Below are 15,827 nucleotides of genomic sequence, written 5' to 3'. Positions count from 1 at the left end.
CTGTTCTCTTATTGACTTTCTGTACTTTTATTTTCAGGGAGGTTGATGACTTGTCCGGGACTAATTAGGCTAAGCTCTATACCAGGATTCTTTTCTTGAATTTGCACAACTGTTGTATTATGTGTTTCTGCGATTTCTCCCAGAGTATCGCCTGCTTGAACGGTGTAAGTTTGAGTTTCTGAACTTGAAGAAATTTGTTCTGTACTCTTTTGCTGTGCAGTTGAGGGAAGTGAATCTTTTTTTACTTTACTTTCAGCACTTGTCAATTTAGAAGATTCAGTTGTCGTTGATTTATGAATATTTTGAGCAGTTTTCTTCTCTTCTCTTTTCTTTGCACTTATGCTCATACTGATTATTTCATTATTAAGTTTATCTGAAAAAGAGGGACTGGTTTTAAAAAGATTCTGAGTAAAAAAACCACGTGGGTCAGCTAATGCTTTAATACTAGTAGCACTACTTGTGTAAAATGCTATACCAATAAAACAAATAAAAGCAAGTAAAACAAGAAATAATTTCGAAGCTATTGATAATTTATTATTTTTTACAAAGTCTAACTGTTCCTCCAGACCTCTTCGTGAGTAAGTCTTTGAATTCTTATTATATTCATCAGCAAGTTCCTCTTTTAAAATCTCTGTAGAATAAGTTAATTGTTCACCCCTGACTCTTTCTTTATATTCATCTTGTTGCTCAGCTGGTAGGCGAATAAACCATTGAACAAAATTAATATATTGAGGTAATATTTCAGCTGTAGGTCCATATCCTTTAACTTCTCCATAATGTAGCCATAATACTTTATCACACCATTTTTCAATTGCTAACATGTCATGTGAAATAAGTAATATTGTTTTACCTTGTTGTCGAAACTCAAACATTTTATCTGCTGATTTTTGTCCAAAGGTTCCATCTCCGACAGAAAGTACCTCATCGATAATAAGAATATCTGGATCTTGATAAGCAGCAATCGAAAAACTCAATTTAGCTTTCATCCCTGAAGAATAAGTTTTTAATGGTTGGTCAATAAATGGCCCAAGTTCTGAAAAGTTGATAATATCATCAATTTTCTCTGCTATCTCTTTCTTAGTCATTCCCATCATGAGACCAACCACATGGATGTTTTCCCTTCCTGTAAGGTTAGGGATAAGTCCTGTCCCTAAAGCAATAATACTTACATTTCCATTAACACTTATTGAACCTGTTGTAGGGGTCATTGTTCCACTAATCAAAGTTGAAATAGTAGATTTACCAGATCCATTTAGTCCAATGATTCCTATTGTTTCTCCATCATGAACTTCAAAACTAACATTTCTTAAGGCCCAAAATTCTTGTCCTTTATCCCGATTCAAGCCAAATAAAGTTTTCATTTTATTTCCTGTTGTCTCAAGCATTTCAAATCTTTTAGTTAAGTTAGTCGCTTTAACCTTAAGTTTATTACGATCATTATTTATCATTTCCCCTGAATTCTCCATCTACATTATCTAGTTTCTGATTTAACTAGCCCCTTTTTTATCTCAAGACAATATAATCGTTAACTGAACGATTATCCTGACTAGGATAGATAATTTGTCCTTTTAAGGACATTTGACTAGAACCTCCTCCATCCATTACTTGGACATTTTCTAAATGGAGTTCTTGAAATTTTTCCATGATTGACTGATAGCCTGTACTTGTATCTGAAATAATGAGATAAATATTATTATCTTTATCGTTTCCAATAAAAGAATGAATTTCCCAATTAACTGTCCCGTCACTCGGTAAACTTTTTCCGTACTTTATCAAAATTGAACCAAAGCTAAAACTCATTTCGGCACCCTTTTTCAAAATTTCACTTGCTGGAGCGGTTGAATTATAAATTTCTGACGAACCATTTTTATTAAAAACAAAGGCATTTGTAGCTCTTTTATCTGAATTCCAATCTTTAAATAATTTTCCATTATTAATTTGAAAACCAGTAATTTTTCCAGTAGTCATGTTAAACCCTGAGGCATTCATAATTAGACTATTTGGATATTTACTGATAATTTCTGACATGCTCAACACAGGGCTGTCAGCCGAAGTCGCAGTCTTCAAAATTTGTGGACTATGCGCTTTATAAATTTTAAAGTTTCCACTCGAAAAATTCGTAAATTTTTCACCAGTTCCTTGAGAAACTACCTGAAGCCAGCTGGCATTTCCAGTATTTTCCACTGGAGCTACTGGTTGAGAGATTTCTTTTGAGCTTTTTGTTGTTGATTGCTGAGATGAATAACCATTAGGTTCGCTTGTTCTTTTAACTAACTGTCCTGTTGTGTTCATATTAACAGACGAAATATCAGTTGCCTTATCATAAAAATATTTTCCGAAACCAATAAGTGCTATAAGAAAAACAATGATTAACGACACAATCACTATTTTCTTTGCTACACTTTTCCTAATCATGTCTACCTCTTTCTTCTTCAAAATAAAATTAATCCAAAAGCTGAACTAAACCCTTCATAGTATATCACCCTGAATTTAAGATATGTAGAAAAATTTAAAATATTATGTAAAAACGCATCACCTTACAAGCGATAATTTTATTATTCGTTATTTTTTTAAGGTTTTTTTACTACATATGGATTTTAAGTTGCATTTATTTGTAAATTATATTATTAGTTTCGTTTATTGTCAAGAAAAATAACGCAAAGTAACTTTATTTGTGTTATTTATATTTACTTAATCCCAATGTAATAAAAAGACCTCAAACAATTTTGAAGTCTTTTTATTATTTATTCACTAATTCCAAGAAGTTGCTTAATTTGTTTTACTTGCATCTTAGCATATTCTGTTGGATTTGATTTTTGAAGAGTAGCAAGTTGAGCTGCTTTTTGTGGGTCAGCTTTAAGTTGAGCTTCCATTTGTTTTTGCATTGCTGGAGCTTCTTGACTCAATTTTTTAACTTGATCTTGAGTCAAAACTAACCATGTATCTTTAGGTACTGAAACAACTGAATTTTGTTTAACTAATTCATTTTGTTCACCACCTACACTAAATAGTAATTTATAAAAGTCAGATGACCAAACACGTCTTGTTGTTTTAGTTGTCACTGTTGCTTTTGTATCATCCACTAATTTATAAGTAGCTGATTTTTTAACAGCTTCTGCAATGTGTTTTTCATCAGGTTTAAAATTAGTGTCGGCTTTTTCCGATTTTTCATTATTTCGGTAAACAAAGACATAATTATCAGTGTTTTTCCCGATTTCTGCTTTAATCATCATTCCATAAGGAGCTGATTTATCTCCAGCAGTATAAATTTGGTGAGTAGTTGAAGTTGTTACTTCTTTCATTCCCCAATTATCTCTGATATGCATAGTTAGCATGGCCACAGAGCCAGCTAATAAGAGAAAGGAAATTCCACCAACTAACCAATGAGCGATTGTGTTTTTTATAAACATGAAACCAAAGAAAGTTCCAATCATAAACACTACCAATAATAATATAATTAGCATTATTTATTTTCTCCTTTCAAGTCTTGTTCTTCAACAGGGACACCAGCAATCATTCGACCACTCTTCAAGAAGAGGGCAACTCCGATACCAATAATGGCAAAGACGAGACCAATTGCGAATGAAGCATGGTAACCTTGTAACATTGCTTCGATTGCTTTATTTGCAAATTGCAATGGATTTGTTGATTTTAATGATGAAGCAGGCATATTGTTAGTAATTACATTTTGAGCGACTGAAGAAAGGAGGGCAACAACAACTGATGACGCGACTTGACGCGCTGTATTGTTTGAAGCTGTTGCTTGAGCGACTTCATTAACTGGAACTGCATTCATGGCACTAGTTGTTAATGGCATCATTACCATACCAACACCAACCATACGTAATCCATAAAGAAGAGTAACAAAGTGGTCAGGAGTCGTAGCTGTAAAGAACATAAATGGTATAGTTCCCAGTGCTAAAACGAGGAAACCAATCACCGCAAGACGTTTTGAACCAATTCGGTCATAAACTCCACCAGCAAGTGGGGCAACAACAGCCATCATTAATGACCCAGGTAAGAGAACCAAACCTGAATTAAAGGCAGAAAGTCCATGAACATCTTGAAGGTAAAGAGGAAGCATCATTTCAACACCCATCATTGCCATTGTACTTAAAGCAAGTGCAAGAGTTACCAAAGTAAACTGTCTAATTTTAAAGACGCGAATATCAAGGAATGGATCGTCCATTTTAAGTTGACGTAAACCAAAGAGGAAGATAATAATCAACCCTCCAACAATTGGGGCGATAACGGTATTAAATTTGCCCCATCCGTCAGTTGCAACATTAGTGAATCCCCAAAGGAAAGCACCAAAACCAACAACTGAAAGTAAAACTGACAAGAAGTCTAATTTCATTGGACGGTTCGGAATAACATCACGCATAGCAAAGATTGAAATAAGGAAAACAACTCCGACAACAATCATTGGAATAAGGAAAATTGTTCTCCAACTTGCTGCAAATGTCCAAAAGATAAGGTTAAATTTATGAGTAATTAACCAACCTGCAAATGTTGGACCTAAGGCTGGCGCAAGGACAAGAACAACTCCGGCAATCCCCATGATTGCCCCCATTTGTTTAGCTGGAAACATGTTAACAAGGGCAACTTGCATCAAAGGCATTGTAATCCCAACTGCAATAGCTTGCAGAATCCGACCTGCTAGGAAAACCCACCAGCTTGATGTTGGAGCCGAGTAAGCAACAAACATTCCGATAAATAAAATTGCGTATGCTGTTACGTAAAGCCAACGTGTAGGGAATTTTGTTGCTAAATATGCTGAAATAGGAACCATAATCCCATTGGCTAATAAAAACCATGTTGTTGCTTGTTGTGCTGTTGACATGGAGATGTTGAAATCATTCATCAATGTTGGAATTGCTGTCCCAAGTGATGTTTGCATCAACATGGCTCCAAATGTACCAACCAGAATCAATATAAGCATTCCGATTCGGCTGTAATGTTTACCATGTATATCTAAATGGTAATCTTTTTCGTATGTATCAGGCATTTTTTTCCTCCTCTTTTTCTTTGTCTTCTTTAGCTAGCTTCATTCCAATTTCTAAAAATAATTTGAAATTTTCAATGAAACTTTCTGTTCGTTCTTCACCCATTTCTTCAAAAACGCGTGCTAAATTTGAGCAAGCTTCTACTCGAATCTCTTCTGCAACATGACGTCCTTTATCAGTAATGGCTACTAAAATTTTTCGACGGTCTGTTCTTGAAATCTCACGGGTAACTAAATTTTTACTCTCAAGATTATTCAAGATTGTCGCAATTCTTGCAGTACTTGTATGCGTGAATTTTGCAATCTTACTTGGAACAATTTGCTTACCAGCTTCCTTGTAAAGATAGCCTAATACCAAATGTTCCCCTTGGGAGTAGGTATTAAAGCGATGCATCATCTCTGCTTTTCCTCTTTTAATAACAGTTGTGAGGAAAACCTCCGCTGCCTTGTTGTAATCCATTTTCACTCCTCCCTAACGGTGATATTTACTAATGACGTTAACTATTATATTCCGTTCACTATCTTTTGTCAAGAATAAAAATTTTAGCTTTTAAATTTTTAAAAAATGAAAAAAACCTATTCTGAAATAGGCTTTTTTATTTTAAAATCATTCAACAATTCGCGCGAAGGCAGTTTTTAATTCATTATTTTTTGTTTCTTTTAGGTACAAATAATTATTTGCATTCCCTTGATTTTGTGCGGTATATAAGACAATAGGATTTCCTGCTTTAATAACAAAAAGATAAACATGGTTTACGCCAGAGTTTTTCTCATTCACATCTGAATAGACATCAACTAATTGATATCCCCCTGTATCTTCGCCAGTTTCTGACCATTTTAATTCAATAGGCTGATTATCTATCGCTGCTTTCCAAGTTGAATTATTATCTATAACTGACCAAGGAATAGAGAGACCATACAAATTAAGATTGTGATTAGGATTATACTGACTGTAAGATTGTCCCATTTCTATCCCCCACGCTGACATAAACTCTGAAAGACGTTGATTTTTTTCTGGGTTCCACTTTCTTATTTGCATAGATGTTGAGGGGGAGATTGATTTTCCTATTGATAAAGAAGACTCTTTAATAATACTTGATGACTGGGGAGTACTCGAAGCGCTCTGAATTGGTAAAGAGCTTTTTGAGCTTTGGCTATTTTTGGAACTTTCTTTTACTATCTGATTACTTTGTTTTGAATTACAGGCCGACATTCCAATTGTTGTTACTAAAAAAATAGCAACAATATATACTTTTTTCATTCCTTCTTCTCCTAGCTATCATTTTACTCCAAAAGTAATGAAAAAACTACTAATATACTCAAATGAACTTCTTTTTAGTTCATGTTATATATTATTTATAAAATAAAAATAACAGCTCTTAATTTATTTAAATAGGAACTGTTATTCTAGTAGTTTGATAGTTATTCTTTTTTATTTCTAGCAGAAATAAGCAACATCATTGGACGTCTCATCTCATTTTTCATTTCTTCAAGCTCTCTCATTTCTATAGGAGGCTTGGGTTCAATTATATTAGTAAGTTCAAAACCTGAACTTAACAAAGAATTTATATAACTTGTCAATGTCCGATGATACTTAATAATTGGCTCACCTAAGAAACTGACTTCACGTTTTCCTTCATAATAATAATTATCAACTGGAAAATGGAGAATTTTACCTTCTGCATCATAACACCAATCTTGTGCACCTGATGAGGTATAGAGAGGATGTTCAACAGAGAAAATAAATTTACCATTCTTTTTAAGACACTTTAAAATTTTGCAAACTAGCTCTTCAAAATTCGAAATAAAGTGAAAAGCCAATGAACTAAACACAACATCAAAAGTATCTGCTGCAAAGTTAATATCCTCTATTGCGGACTGTTGATAGGTAATTTTTTTATCATTATTAACATCAAGAGCAACTTCAAGCATCTTGTGTGAAAGGTCAATTCCAATTACCTCTTGAGCCCCGTGATTAACTGCATATTTACAGTGCCATCCATATCCACAACCTAAATCCAAAACTTTTTTATCCTGAAAATTTGGGAGTAGTTTTTCTAATTCAGACCATTCACCAGCGGCCTTCAATCCTTCTTTGGATCTTGGCATTGATGCGTAATTTTTGAAAAAGCGTTCATTATCATATTTATTTTGTTTCATTTTTTATTCTCCATGTAAATATAGTTTGTCATTTTATAAATATTTACATGGAAGCTACAATTTTTTGAGCAATAATTCCTTTATTCATAAATCTTCTTTCACAACTAAGGTAGCCATCTTCTATGTATTTTATAGTCACATTCTATCATAAGTCATTTAAAATGTCATTCGGTTTGAAGGAATAAATAATAATAAAGAAAAATAGAAAATCTACTTTTCTTTATCTTCAACTTCTTTAAGTGCCTTTGAAGCTTCACTAAATAGCTCATCAGCTTTACTGGTAGTCTTCTCGAAGGTTTCTTGAATTCCTGTTTGCGTACCAACTGTTGCATTTCGGAGTGCTTCATCTTCAAGTTCCTTCATTTGCTCATTGCTTAATTTGGGATTTATTTCAGGCATAATCTCTACCTCCTTCTTGTTTTTATTATATTACACTTTTTAAAAAAGCGCTAACATTCCGCTCATTAAAACAAAAAAACTCAGACATCTGAGTTTTTTAATTTATTTGCCATCAAGCATCAATTGTTGAATATTGAGCGTTGTCTTCAATAAATTCACGACGAGGCTCTACTCTGTCTCCCATGAGCATATCAAATATTTTGTCAGCTTCCGCAGCATCTTCAACAGATACACGTGCCATCAAACGATGCTCAGGATCCATCGTTGTATCCCAAAGTTGATGATCATCCATTTCTCCCAGACCTTTATATCGTTGAACTGTAGGTTTTGTTCTTCCTTGCGCCCAACGTGCTAAAGCTTCTTGTAAATCCTTTTCTTGATTTTCACCCGGTTGAATATATTCTTTTGTTTCAGACCCAACTTTAATACCATAAATTGGTGGTTGAGCAATGTAAACATAGCCTGCTTCAACAACCGGACGCATATAACGGTAGAAAAGTGTTAATAAAAGTGTTCGGATATGTGCTCCATCGACATCGGCATCGGTCATGATAACAAGTTTGTGATAACGTGCTTTTGACAAATCATAATCTGCTCCAAAACCAGTTCCCATTGCAGTGAATAGAGAACGAATTTCTTCATTGGCCAAAATTTTATCCATCGTTGCTTTTTCCACATTCAAAATCTTACCACGAATAGGTAAAATTGCTTGGAATTCACGATTACGTCCTGATTTAGCTGAACCACCAGCGGAATCTCCTTCGACGATGAATAATTCTGTTTGTTCTGGATTATTTGATGAACAGTCAGCTAATTTACCGGGAAGGTTGGAAATTTCAAGCCCTGATTTTTTACGTGTCACTTCACGCGCACGTTTTGCTGCAATCCTTGCTTTACTTGCCAAAATCCCTTTTTCAACGATTTTACGAGCAACTTGTGGATTTTCTAACATAAATGTTGTCAAAGCTTCCGCAAAAAGTTTGTTAACAATTCCTGTTACTTCTGAGTTCCCAAGTTTTGTTTTGGTTTGCCCTTCAAATTGTGGATTAGGATGCTTAACCGAAATAACTGCTGTCAATCCTTCGCGGACATCATCCCCAGTTAAATTATCTTCGTTTTCTTTAAGAATTTTATTTTGTTTTGCGTAATTATTAATAACACGAGTAAGCGCTGTTCTAAAACCTTGCTCATGTGTTCCACCTTCGTGAGTGTTGATGTTGTTAGCAAAGGACATCACTACTGAATGATAAGTATCAGTATATTGCATTGCTACTTCAACAGCAATTCCATCCATTTCACCTTCAGTAAAAATTGCTGGTTCAAAAATGACTGTCTTATTTTCATTTAAATATTCAACATAAGACTGAATTCCACCTTCGTAATGGAAATGAACTTCATTTTTTTCATTTCCTTCACGTTTATCTGTTAAGGAAATACGAAGACCGCGATTCAAAAAGGCTAACTCACGAACACGTGTTGCAAGCTTATCAAAATCAAATTCAACAGTTTCTGTAAAAATTTCTGGGTCTGGTACAAAGTGAACAGTTGTCCCTCTACGGTCAGTTTCACCAATAATTTTTAAATCATCTCCAACGAGACCACGATGATATTCTTGATAATATTTTTGGCCATCTTTATGAACAGTAACATCTAGTACTGTTGATAAAGCATTAACAACAGATGAACCAACACCGTGCAATCCACCAGAAACTTTATAGCCGCCTCCGCCAAATTTACCTCCAGCATGCAACACTGTAAAGACTGTTTCCACGGCTGGGCGACCCGTTTTTTCTTGAATATCAACCGGAATTCCACGTCCATCATCAACAACAGTAATTGAATTATCAGGCTCAATAAAAACCTCAATATGGCTTGCAAATCCTGCAAGTGCTTCATCAATTGAATTGTCAACAATTTCCCAGACTAAATGGTGCAAACCTTCTTTTGAGGTTGAACCAATATACATCCCTGGACGCATACGTACAGCTTCAAGACCTTCAAGTACTTGAATTTGACTGGCGTCATATTCGTCTGCAAGCATTTCTAAATTTTTATTTTCTTCGTTCAAAGTTAACTCTCATTTCTATGAAAAACTTACTATTATTATACCATAAATCAGCGATTTTAGCTCTAGTGCATGGTATTTTGTCACTCAAACTTGTAAAAAAAAATAAGCAATTTTGACTAAAAATCTGCTTATCATTAATTCATTTTTTTAAGATTACAAAATAATCTCTGTCAGCTGATGAATAATGTGAGTTGGCTTGCTATTAAGCGAACCATCACTTACAGTGTTAATCGCTTGTCCTGACAGAGTTGAATCTGTTGAGCTATCAAAATAAATTGTTGATATCCCAGCAGCATTTCCTGCTTCAATATCTAAAGGACGATCGCCAATCATCACTGTCTTCTTTGGATTAAGTTTATATTTATTTAACAAATAGTTAATTGATTCTGGTGCTGGTTTTCGTTTGAAGCCATTATCAGACGTGACAACCTCTGTAAAATATGAATCAATTTCAGCTGCTGACAGAATTGTCAGAACTTGATGATTGCGATGTGAAATCATAAAATTCTTATTTCCTTTTACTGATAGGTCTGTCAGTACTTTTTTAGCACCGGAAAAGAGAATTGGTTTTTCTAATTCCTCTGCTTCTAGCTTTTTGTATTCTTCCAAAAAGCCTGGCAAATCACTGGCATATTTTTCAACAGCGTAAGCTGTTGAAACTTTTAGCGCATCATATACATCAGTGCGCAAAACAACACGCTCTGCCATTGACCAAAGCGTTGCAGCAAATGCATGACTAGAACTTTCATAATTGTCCAATAAAGTTCCGCCTAAATCCCAGATATAATTTTCGTAGTCCATGTTAATATTATAACACACTTTAGTAGCTAACATTTTGTCAGAAATGGATATTTTTAGTTTGCTTTCAAAATTTTAACTGGAAATTTTTTACCTTTAAATTGATTCTGAGTTAGTTCCATCTGTGCTGTTAAATAATTCTTTAAAAGTGGTTTTTTTATACTCGTTAATGTAATTTTTTGAAGTTGATTTTTTTTAACATATCTACTGAAATCAAAGGTTTGTTTCCACCATGTTGGATTCTTTGCATCTACAATTGCACAGCTCTGTCCAGCTAATAATTGATTGTCATAATATCCTTTCTCGATATCCTTAAAATCACCTTCTGAGTAAATACTAGATTCATGCATTACTCTATCAGTCACAACAATTGCTTTTTGGCGGTTTTTGGTCCCATATGTTTCAAATGCAAATTCTACCTTATTCGTTTTTGAATCTACAACGTAATAAATTTCATTATCCACTAAACTGTAAGTTTCTTTAATTTTATCTTTGAATATTAAACCTCCCAGAGCGATAATAAAAATTACGGCATAAAGTAGAATTCTTTTCCAAGGATTTAATTTTCTTGCTCTAGTGGCCTCATCAATTTTTTCAAAAGGGTTTTCTGTAAATAAATCGCTTTGTTCAAAACCACTCTGTTTTAACCACACTTCTTCACAAATAATAGAAAGTTCATTAATATCCATAGATATGATAGAGCCCTGTATTGACAATACAATTTTTAAATTATGACCTGGGTCAAAATAATTTTGATAAAACTTTAGTCGTTTATACCAGATTTTCTTTTCAATATGGACAGGATTAAATGAAGTTTGTTCACAAATATATAATACACCTGAACGAACATACATTCCCCGAATGTCTCTCCACTCAATCTTAACTTCACGAAATAATAGCCGTAATTGAATTCCTTCTTCGTTGATGATGACCAATTTTCTGCGAGAATGATTGACGAGAAATATCAAAAAATATATAAGTAATAGCCCAATTACTAAACTTAAAATGATATGGCGCAAACTTTCAGAATTGATAGATTCCTGAATAAAGAAATTCTCGAAAAAAGACAAAAATATAAAAATTGACCAAAGAAATGCTAACTTCCAAACGTCCGTTTTAAGCTCCAATGGTAAATAATACTCTTCCATAAAAATTCTCTCCTAATAAAAACATTATATCAGAATTTTCTAATAAAATAGTTTTAAAAAAAAGAAACCTCTTGGTTTCTTTTAAGTTTGTTCCGATTTTGATAAAAGAATAACAGAGACGATGACCATAACAATTCCTAGTAATTCGAGTGGGGTTAATTTCAAACCAAATAATGGAATACTTAAAAAGACAGATGTCAATGGTTCAGTAGCTGTCGCAACGGAAACAACAAGCGGTGAAATCAATTGAAAGGCTCTTAAAAGCAATAAAAAGGCTAGTGCCGTTCCAACAATAGAAATTGTCAAAACATAAAAAATTGACAAAGGTTCAATACGAAAATCAATACGCCAAACTGGATAGAAGATATTACAGGCAATACCAGCAAGCATCATTCCCCACCCCGTCATATTAAGTGCTCCATATTTATCCAATAGTGGACGAGGTATGATTGAGTAAATAACAACAGCTACACCAGCGAGAAGTCCTGTTACAAGGGCTAGGGGACTGATTGATAAATGTTTGATATTTCCGTCCGTAATCAACAAAAAAACACCTATCATTGCTAAAATGACGAATAAGACCGATTTGGGTTTTGGTACTTGACGTTGAAAAATGAGTAAATAAAGCATAATAAAAACGGGTGCTGTATATTGTAAAATTGTCGCTGTAGCACTATTTGAAAGTTGAATAGCCACATAATAAAAATATTGAACAGAAAATACCCCACCAAAAACATACAAAAAGAGAGTGGGCATATTCTTTTTTGATTTCCAGACATCAAAAAAACGCTTATGGTCTCGCGAAAAAGACATAGCCAATAATATAATACCAGCAATCGTTAAACGTGTTGATGTAATCCAAAGCGGGCTACCATGATAATCACGGAAAAAAAGCTGACCAAAAATGCCAGAAATTCCCCACATACAACCGGCAACTATTGCATATAGTGTACCTTTAAAAATTTGTTTTTTTACATTCATCTTTATATTATATCATATAATAAGAGGGTTACATGGGCTTCAATCATCATTATATATTTATATATTACCTCGTCAACTATAAATGAGTTTCAGGCAAAACAAAGTTAAATACAAACAAAATATTAAGGTCAAAATATATAAAAAAACATTTTATATAAAATGTTTTTTTGGTTATTTTAATAAAAGAATCGGATAAGAATTCCACCGAATATAAGGACAATTGCACCACAGAGTCTATTAGCCATCTGTGCAAAAGCAATCATTTCCATTCTATCTGATGCAGACAAGACAGCAATGTTACCTGTTCCACCCATAGAATTATTGATCATCCCTGCACCAATGGCAGTTTCGACTGGATAAAGTCCAAAGAGGCGAGCCAAGAACCAACTAGCAAGTCCCATTACAACAACACTTGTCAAGCAAAGTACAACAAATTGCCATGTGAATGCTGAAGCAAGAGTATTCAAGTCAATCAAAGCAAGACCAATTCCTGCTAAAACAGCATGAGTAAGGTTTGTCATAATTACTTGGTTAAACATTACAACAGATTCTTCTAAATCTTTAGGAACAGTATTTGTTGCTTTCAAGATAAATACAATAATAATCATAAATGCATATTGATGAATATTAGGGAAGAATTTGTTCAAGATGTCACCGGCCATCAGAAGAGCAAAGGCAAAGAGCATTCCTGTTCCGATTTGTTGAGCATCTAATTTTATTTTAGGTTTAGCCAACTCTTCTTTAGTTGCTGCAACAAGAGTTCCATGTCCATTATATTTAGATTTGTTGAATACTTTAGCGATAGATAAGGCACCAATAATCGCAAGAATATTACCAAAAGTAACTGCTGGAGCAAGTTGAGAGAAGATAGCTGCTTGGTTTCCATGAGCCAATCCGGCTGCATAGATTTGAGAGAGTGGAGTAATTCCGGCTCCCATACCACCTGACATCATTGGCATAGAAACATACATTACAGAATCAGCAAATCCATTACCAATAAGCATTCCTACAAGACCTACTGAGAAGAAACCAATAACCATAGTAATTAAAGCAATCGGAATAAATTTCTTGGAAGCTTTAACCAAAAGATTTCTGTTCATTCCTAAAATAGATCCACAGATAAGTGCAGCAATATAAAAATCAAGAAATCCGAATTTTCCTCCCATAAAATTGGAAACTGCGCCAATAACATTAGAAGGAACAATGTGGAAGAAAGATAATAGAGTAGCACCAATTAAAGTGAAAACAGATCCCCCACCTAAGTATGAATTCATAATAGGGAGTTTTTCTCCAATGAAGTATAATAGGTGACCTAATGTTACAAGTAGGAGAGTTAGCCCAACCATATCAAGTGGAAGTTTTCCTAATAGTGTTACGACTATGATGACAGCTACGAAAAAGGCATATAAGGGAAGACTAATTCCCGAAATTTTCGTTTCTTTAAGTTTTTTCATTTAAGATATTCCCCTTAGTACTCTGGATACCATTTAAGATCACGAACTGCTTTAGCCATGTCTGTCTCTTTAGATTCAGTAAGACCTTGTTCTTGAGCTTTCTTAGCAACTGCTTCTGCAACTTTAATTGATACATCAGCAACAAATTCAAATGGAGGAAGAACAGGCGCACCTGGTTTACCTGGATCTACTAAACCGCTCAATGAATGTGCAGCTGCACCGATCATTTCATCTGTCAAAAGTTTTGCTTCAGATGCCAACATTCCTAAGCCCAAACCTGGGTAGATAAGTGAGTTGTTTGCTTGACCAATTTGATAATCAACACCTTTGTAGCTGATTGTTCCTGAAGGAACACCAGTAGCGACAAAAGCTTTTCCATCAGACCACTCAATAACTTGTTCAGCTGTAGCTTCCATTTTTTTAGTTGGATTTGAGATAGGGAAGATTACTGGGCGTTCTGTATTAGCACACATCGCTTCAATAACTTCTTTTGTAAAGGCACCTGGATTAGTTGAAGTTCCTACTAAAATAGTTGGTTTTACTGTCTTAACAACATTAAGAAGGTCAGTCATATCTCCAGCATCTTTATAATCAGCACGTTTTTTAGCAAATGGTTTTTGAGCTGGTGTAAGGTCTTCCATATCATCAAAAAGTAAACCTTGTTGATCAATCATGAAGAAATGTTTGTAAGCTTCTTCTTCAGAAAGACCTTCACTAACCATTTCAGCATGAACACGACCAGCAATCCCTGCTCCGGCTGAACCACCACCATAGCAAAGGTATACTTGATCAGTTAATTTTTCACCTGTAATGTCAAGTGATCCGAAAATACCACCTAAAACAACAATACCAGTTCCTTGAATGTCATCATTAAAAGTTGGGATTTTTGTTTTGTAGTTATTTAAAATTGTTGCAGCATTTGAACGTCCGAAATCTTCCCAGTGAAGGTACAATTTAGGGAAAATTGATTCTGCAGTTTCTACAAATTGATCGACGAAACTGTAGTATTGGTCACCGTAAATACGTTCTTGATGGTTTCCAAGATACAAATGATCTTCTAAAAGTTCTTTTCTATTTGTTCCTGCATCAATAACAACTGGAAGTACAGACGCTGGATCAATACCTGCTGCGGCTGTATAAATCATTAATTTACCAACCGAGATATCAACACCTTGAGTTCCCCAGTCTCCGATACCAAGGATTCCTTCAGCATCAGTTACAACAATAAGACGAATTTCTCTGTCACCTGCTGCATTTTTTAATGTTTCAGTAATGTTTTCAGGGTGGTTAATATCAAGATAAGCAGCATATTGTGGATCTACGAACAAATGGCTGTAGTTTTCAATTGTATCAGCAATTGTTGGATCATAAACAACTGGATTAAATTCTACAATATGTTTGTTAAATAAGTAGTAAAACAAAGTACGGTTTGTATTAAAAATTTCCATCAAGAAATGACGTTTTTCTAAATCAGATGGTTTTGTCAAATATTGTTCGTAAGTTTGTTCAGCTTGTTCTTCAATTGTTTGAACAGTTGGTGGAAGAAGACCAATCAATCCCAATTCTTGACGTTCTTTCATAGTAAAAGCTGTTCCTTTATTTAAAAAAGGATTGTTTAAAATTTCATGTGCACGCATCGTACAACCTCCATAAAAATTATAATTAATGTTATTACTTTATTACTATAAACTTCTTTTATCGTTATAGTCAAATCCCTTGGTGTTGATAAATTTTATTTATAACACATAAATAATGTAACTAGCTATATCAAGAGTTCTATGAAAAAATCTAATCTCTGTTCAAAGTTTTATAGT

The 15,827-nt window shown here is 34.2% G+C and carries 14 protein-coding genes; all 14 read right to left on the bottom strand.

Features of this window, described 5'->3' with window-relative positions:
• Positions 1 to 8: 8 nt before the first annotated feature.
• The 14 genes from QJV49_RS12385 to QJV49_RS12320 all read right to left on the bottom strand — a co-directional run bounded on the left by QJV49_RS12385 (position 9) and on the right by QJV49_RS12320 (position 15,650).
• Positions 9 to 1,448, bottom strand: coding sequence for an ATP-binding cassette domain-containing protein (locus QJV49_RS12385; RefSeq protein ID WP_225512201.1), 1,440 nt, complete (start codon positions 1,446 to 1,448; stop codon positions 9 to 11).
• A 55-nt stretch (positions 1,449 to 1,503) separates the two neighbouring features.
• Positions 1,504 to 2,415 carry a phosphodiester glycosidase family protein gene (locus tag QJV49_RS12380; RefSeq protein ID WP_225512202.1) on the bottom strand — a complete coding sequence of 304 codons (912 nt, stop codon included), beginning with the start codon at positions 2,413 to 2,415 and terminating at the stop codon, positions 1,504 to 1,506.
• 329 nt (positions 2,416 to 2,744) lie between these two features.
• On the bottom strand, positions 2,745 to 3,464 hold the full coding sequence (locus QJV49_RS12375) for a DUF4811 domain-containing protein (protein WP_225512203.1): 720 nt from the start codon (positions 3,462 to 3,464) through the stop codon (positions 2,745 to 2,747).
• Positions 3,464 to 5,008, bottom strand: coding sequence for an MDR family MFS transporter (locus tag QJV49_RS12370; protein WP_225512204.1), 1,545 nt, complete (start codon positions 5,006 to 5,008; stop codon positions 3,464 to 3,466). Before QJV49_RS12370 ends, QJV49_RS12375 begins: the two co-directional genes overlap by 1 nt.
• On the bottom strand, positions 5,001 to 5,465 hold the full coding sequence (locus QJV49_RS12365; RefSeq protein WP_012897558.1) for a MarR family winged helix-turn-helix transcriptional regulator: 465 nt from the start codon (positions 5,463 to 5,465) through the stop codon (positions 5,001 to 5,003). Before QJV49_RS12365 ends, QJV49_RS12370 begins: the two co-directional genes overlap by 8 nt.
• Before the next feature lie 147 nt (positions 5,466 to 5,612).
• Positions 5,613 to 6,266: a DUF4767 domain-containing protein gene (locus tag QJV49_RS12360; RefSeq protein ID WP_225512205.1), complete on the bottom strand. Its 654-nt coding sequence runs from the start codon at positions 6,264 to 6,266 to the stop codon at positions 5,613 to 5,615.
• 161 nt (positions 6,267 to 6,427) lie between these two features.
• Positions 6,428 to 7,165 carry a class I SAM-dependent methyltransferase gene (locus QJV49_RS12355; protein WP_225512206.1) on the bottom strand — a complete coding sequence of 246 codons (738 nt, stop codon included), beginning with the start codon at positions 7,163 to 7,165 and terminating at the stop codon, positions 6,428 to 6,430.
• Positions 7,166 to 7,375: 210 nt separating this feature from the next.
• Positions 7,376 to 7,564 carry a hypothetical protein gene (locus QJV49_RS12350; protein WP_225512207.1) on the bottom strand — a complete coding sequence of 63 codons (189 nt, stop codon included), beginning with the start codon at positions 7,562 to 7,564 and terminating at the stop codon, positions 7,376 to 7,378.
• 112 nt (positions 7,565 to 7,676) lie between these two features.
• Complete coding sequence (gene gyrB / locus QJV49_RS12345; protein WP_225512208.1) at positions 7,677 to 9,632, bottom strand: DNA topoisomerase (ATP-hydrolyzing) subunit B; 1,956 nt, start codon at positions 9,630 to 9,632, stop codon at positions 7,677 to 7,679.
• A gap of 153 nt (positions 9,633 to 9,785) precedes the next feature.
• The gene (locus tag QJV49_RS12340; RefSeq protein ID WP_003131420.1) at positions 9,786 to 10,433 is read right to left on the bottom strand and encodes an HAD family hydrolase; all 648 of its coding nucleotides are present in this window, start codon (positions 10,431 to 10,433) and stop codon (positions 9,786 to 9,788) included.
• A gap of 53 nt (positions 10,434 to 10,486) precedes the next feature.
• Complete coding sequence (locus QJV49_RS12335) at positions 10,487 to 11,578, bottom strand: hypothetical protein (protein WP_225512209.1); 1,092 nt, start codon at positions 11,576 to 11,578, stop codon at positions 10,487 to 10,489.
• Positions 11,579 to 11,659: 81 nt separating this feature from the next.
• The gene (locus tag QJV49_RS12330) at positions 11,660 to 12,559 is read right to left on the bottom strand and encodes a DMT family transporter (protein WP_225512210.1); all 900 of its coding nucleotides are present in this window, start codon (positions 12,557 to 12,559) and stop codon (positions 11,660 to 11,662) included.
• A gap of 176 nt (positions 12,560 to 12,735) precedes the next feature.
• On the bottom strand, positions 12,736 to 14,013 hold the full coding sequence (locus QJV49_RS12325) for a citrate:cation symporter (RefSeq protein ID WP_003131417.1): 1,278 nt from the start codon (positions 14,011 to 14,013) through the stop codon (positions 12,736 to 12,738).
• A gap of 14 nt (positions 14,014 to 14,027) precedes the next feature.
• Positions 14,028 to 15,650 (bottom strand): malolactic enzyme, encoded by a 1,623-nt coding sequence (locus tag QJV49_RS12320; RefSeq protein ID WP_225512211.1) that lies wholly within the window; start codon positions 15,648 to 15,650, stop codon positions 14,028 to 14,030.
• Positions 15,651 to 15,827 lie beyond the last annotated feature (177 nt).

Origin of the sequence: Lactococcus sp. NH2-7C, assembly GCF_029953655.1 — a bacterium.
Lineage (GTDB): Bacteria > Bacillota > Bacilli > Lactobacillales > Streptococcaceae > Lactococcus > Lactococcus lactis.
Note: the sequence above shows the minus strand (reverse complement) of the source record. Positions and strands in the feature narration are given on the sequence as shown.

What these genes read in the sequence shown, in the direction of transcription:
- QJV49_RS12385 (WP_225512201.1), bottom strand. Translation starts at nt 1,448, where the DNA reads ATGATAAATAATGATCGTAATAAACTTAAGGTTAAAGCGACTAACTTA.
- QJV49_RS12380 (WP_225512202.1), bottom strand. Translation starts at nt 2,415, where the DNA reads ATGATTAGGAAAAGTGTAGCAAAGAAAATAGTGATTGTGTCGTTAATC.
- QJV49_RS12375 (WP_225512203.1), bottom strand. Translation starts at nt 3,464, where the DNA reads ATGCTAATTATATTATTATTGGTAGTGTTTATGATTGGAACTTTCTTT.
- QJV49_RS12370 (WP_225512204.1), bottom strand. Translation starts at nt 5,008, where the DNA reads ATGCCTGATACATACGAAAAAGATTACCATTTAGATATACATGGTAAA.
- QJV49_RS12365 (WP_012897558.1), bottom strand. Translation starts at nt 5,465, where the DNA reads ATGGATTACAACAAGGCAGCGGAGGTTTTCCTCACAACTGTTATTAAA.
- QJV49_RS12360 (WP_225512205.1), bottom strand. Translation starts at nt 6,266, where the DNA reads ATGAAAAAAGTATATATTGTTGCTATTTTTTTAGTAACAACAATTGGA.
- QJV49_RS12355 (WP_225512206.1), bottom strand. Translation starts at nt 7,165, where the DNA reads ATGAAACAAAATAAATATGATAATGAACGCTTTTTCAAAAATTACGCA.
- QJV49_RS12350 (WP_225512207.1), bottom strand. Translation starts at nt 7,564, where the DNA reads ATGCCTGAAATAAATCCCAAATTAAGCAATGAGCAAATGAAGGAACTT.
- QJV49_RS12340 (WP_003131420.1), bottom strand. Translation starts at nt 10,433, where the DNA reads ATGGACTACGAAAATTATATCTGGGATTTAGGCGGAACTTTATTGGAC.
- QJV49_RS12335 (WP_225512209.1), bottom strand. Translation starts at nt 11,578, where the DNA reads ATGGAAGAGTATTATTTACCATTGGAGCTTAAAACGGACGTTTGGAAG.
- QJV49_RS12330 (WP_225512210.1), bottom strand. Translation starts at nt 12,559, where the DNA reads ATGAATGTAAAAAAACAAATTTTTAAAGGTACACTATATGCAATAGTT.
- QJV49_RS12325 (WP_003131417.1), bottom strand. Translation starts at nt 14,013, where the DNA reads ATGAAAAAACTTAAAGAAACGAAAATTTCGGGAATTAGTCTTCCCTTA.
- QJV49_RS12320 (WP_225512211.1), bottom strand. Translation starts at nt 15,650, where the DNA reads ATGCGTGCACATGAAATTTTAAACAATCCTTTTTTAAATAAAGGAACA.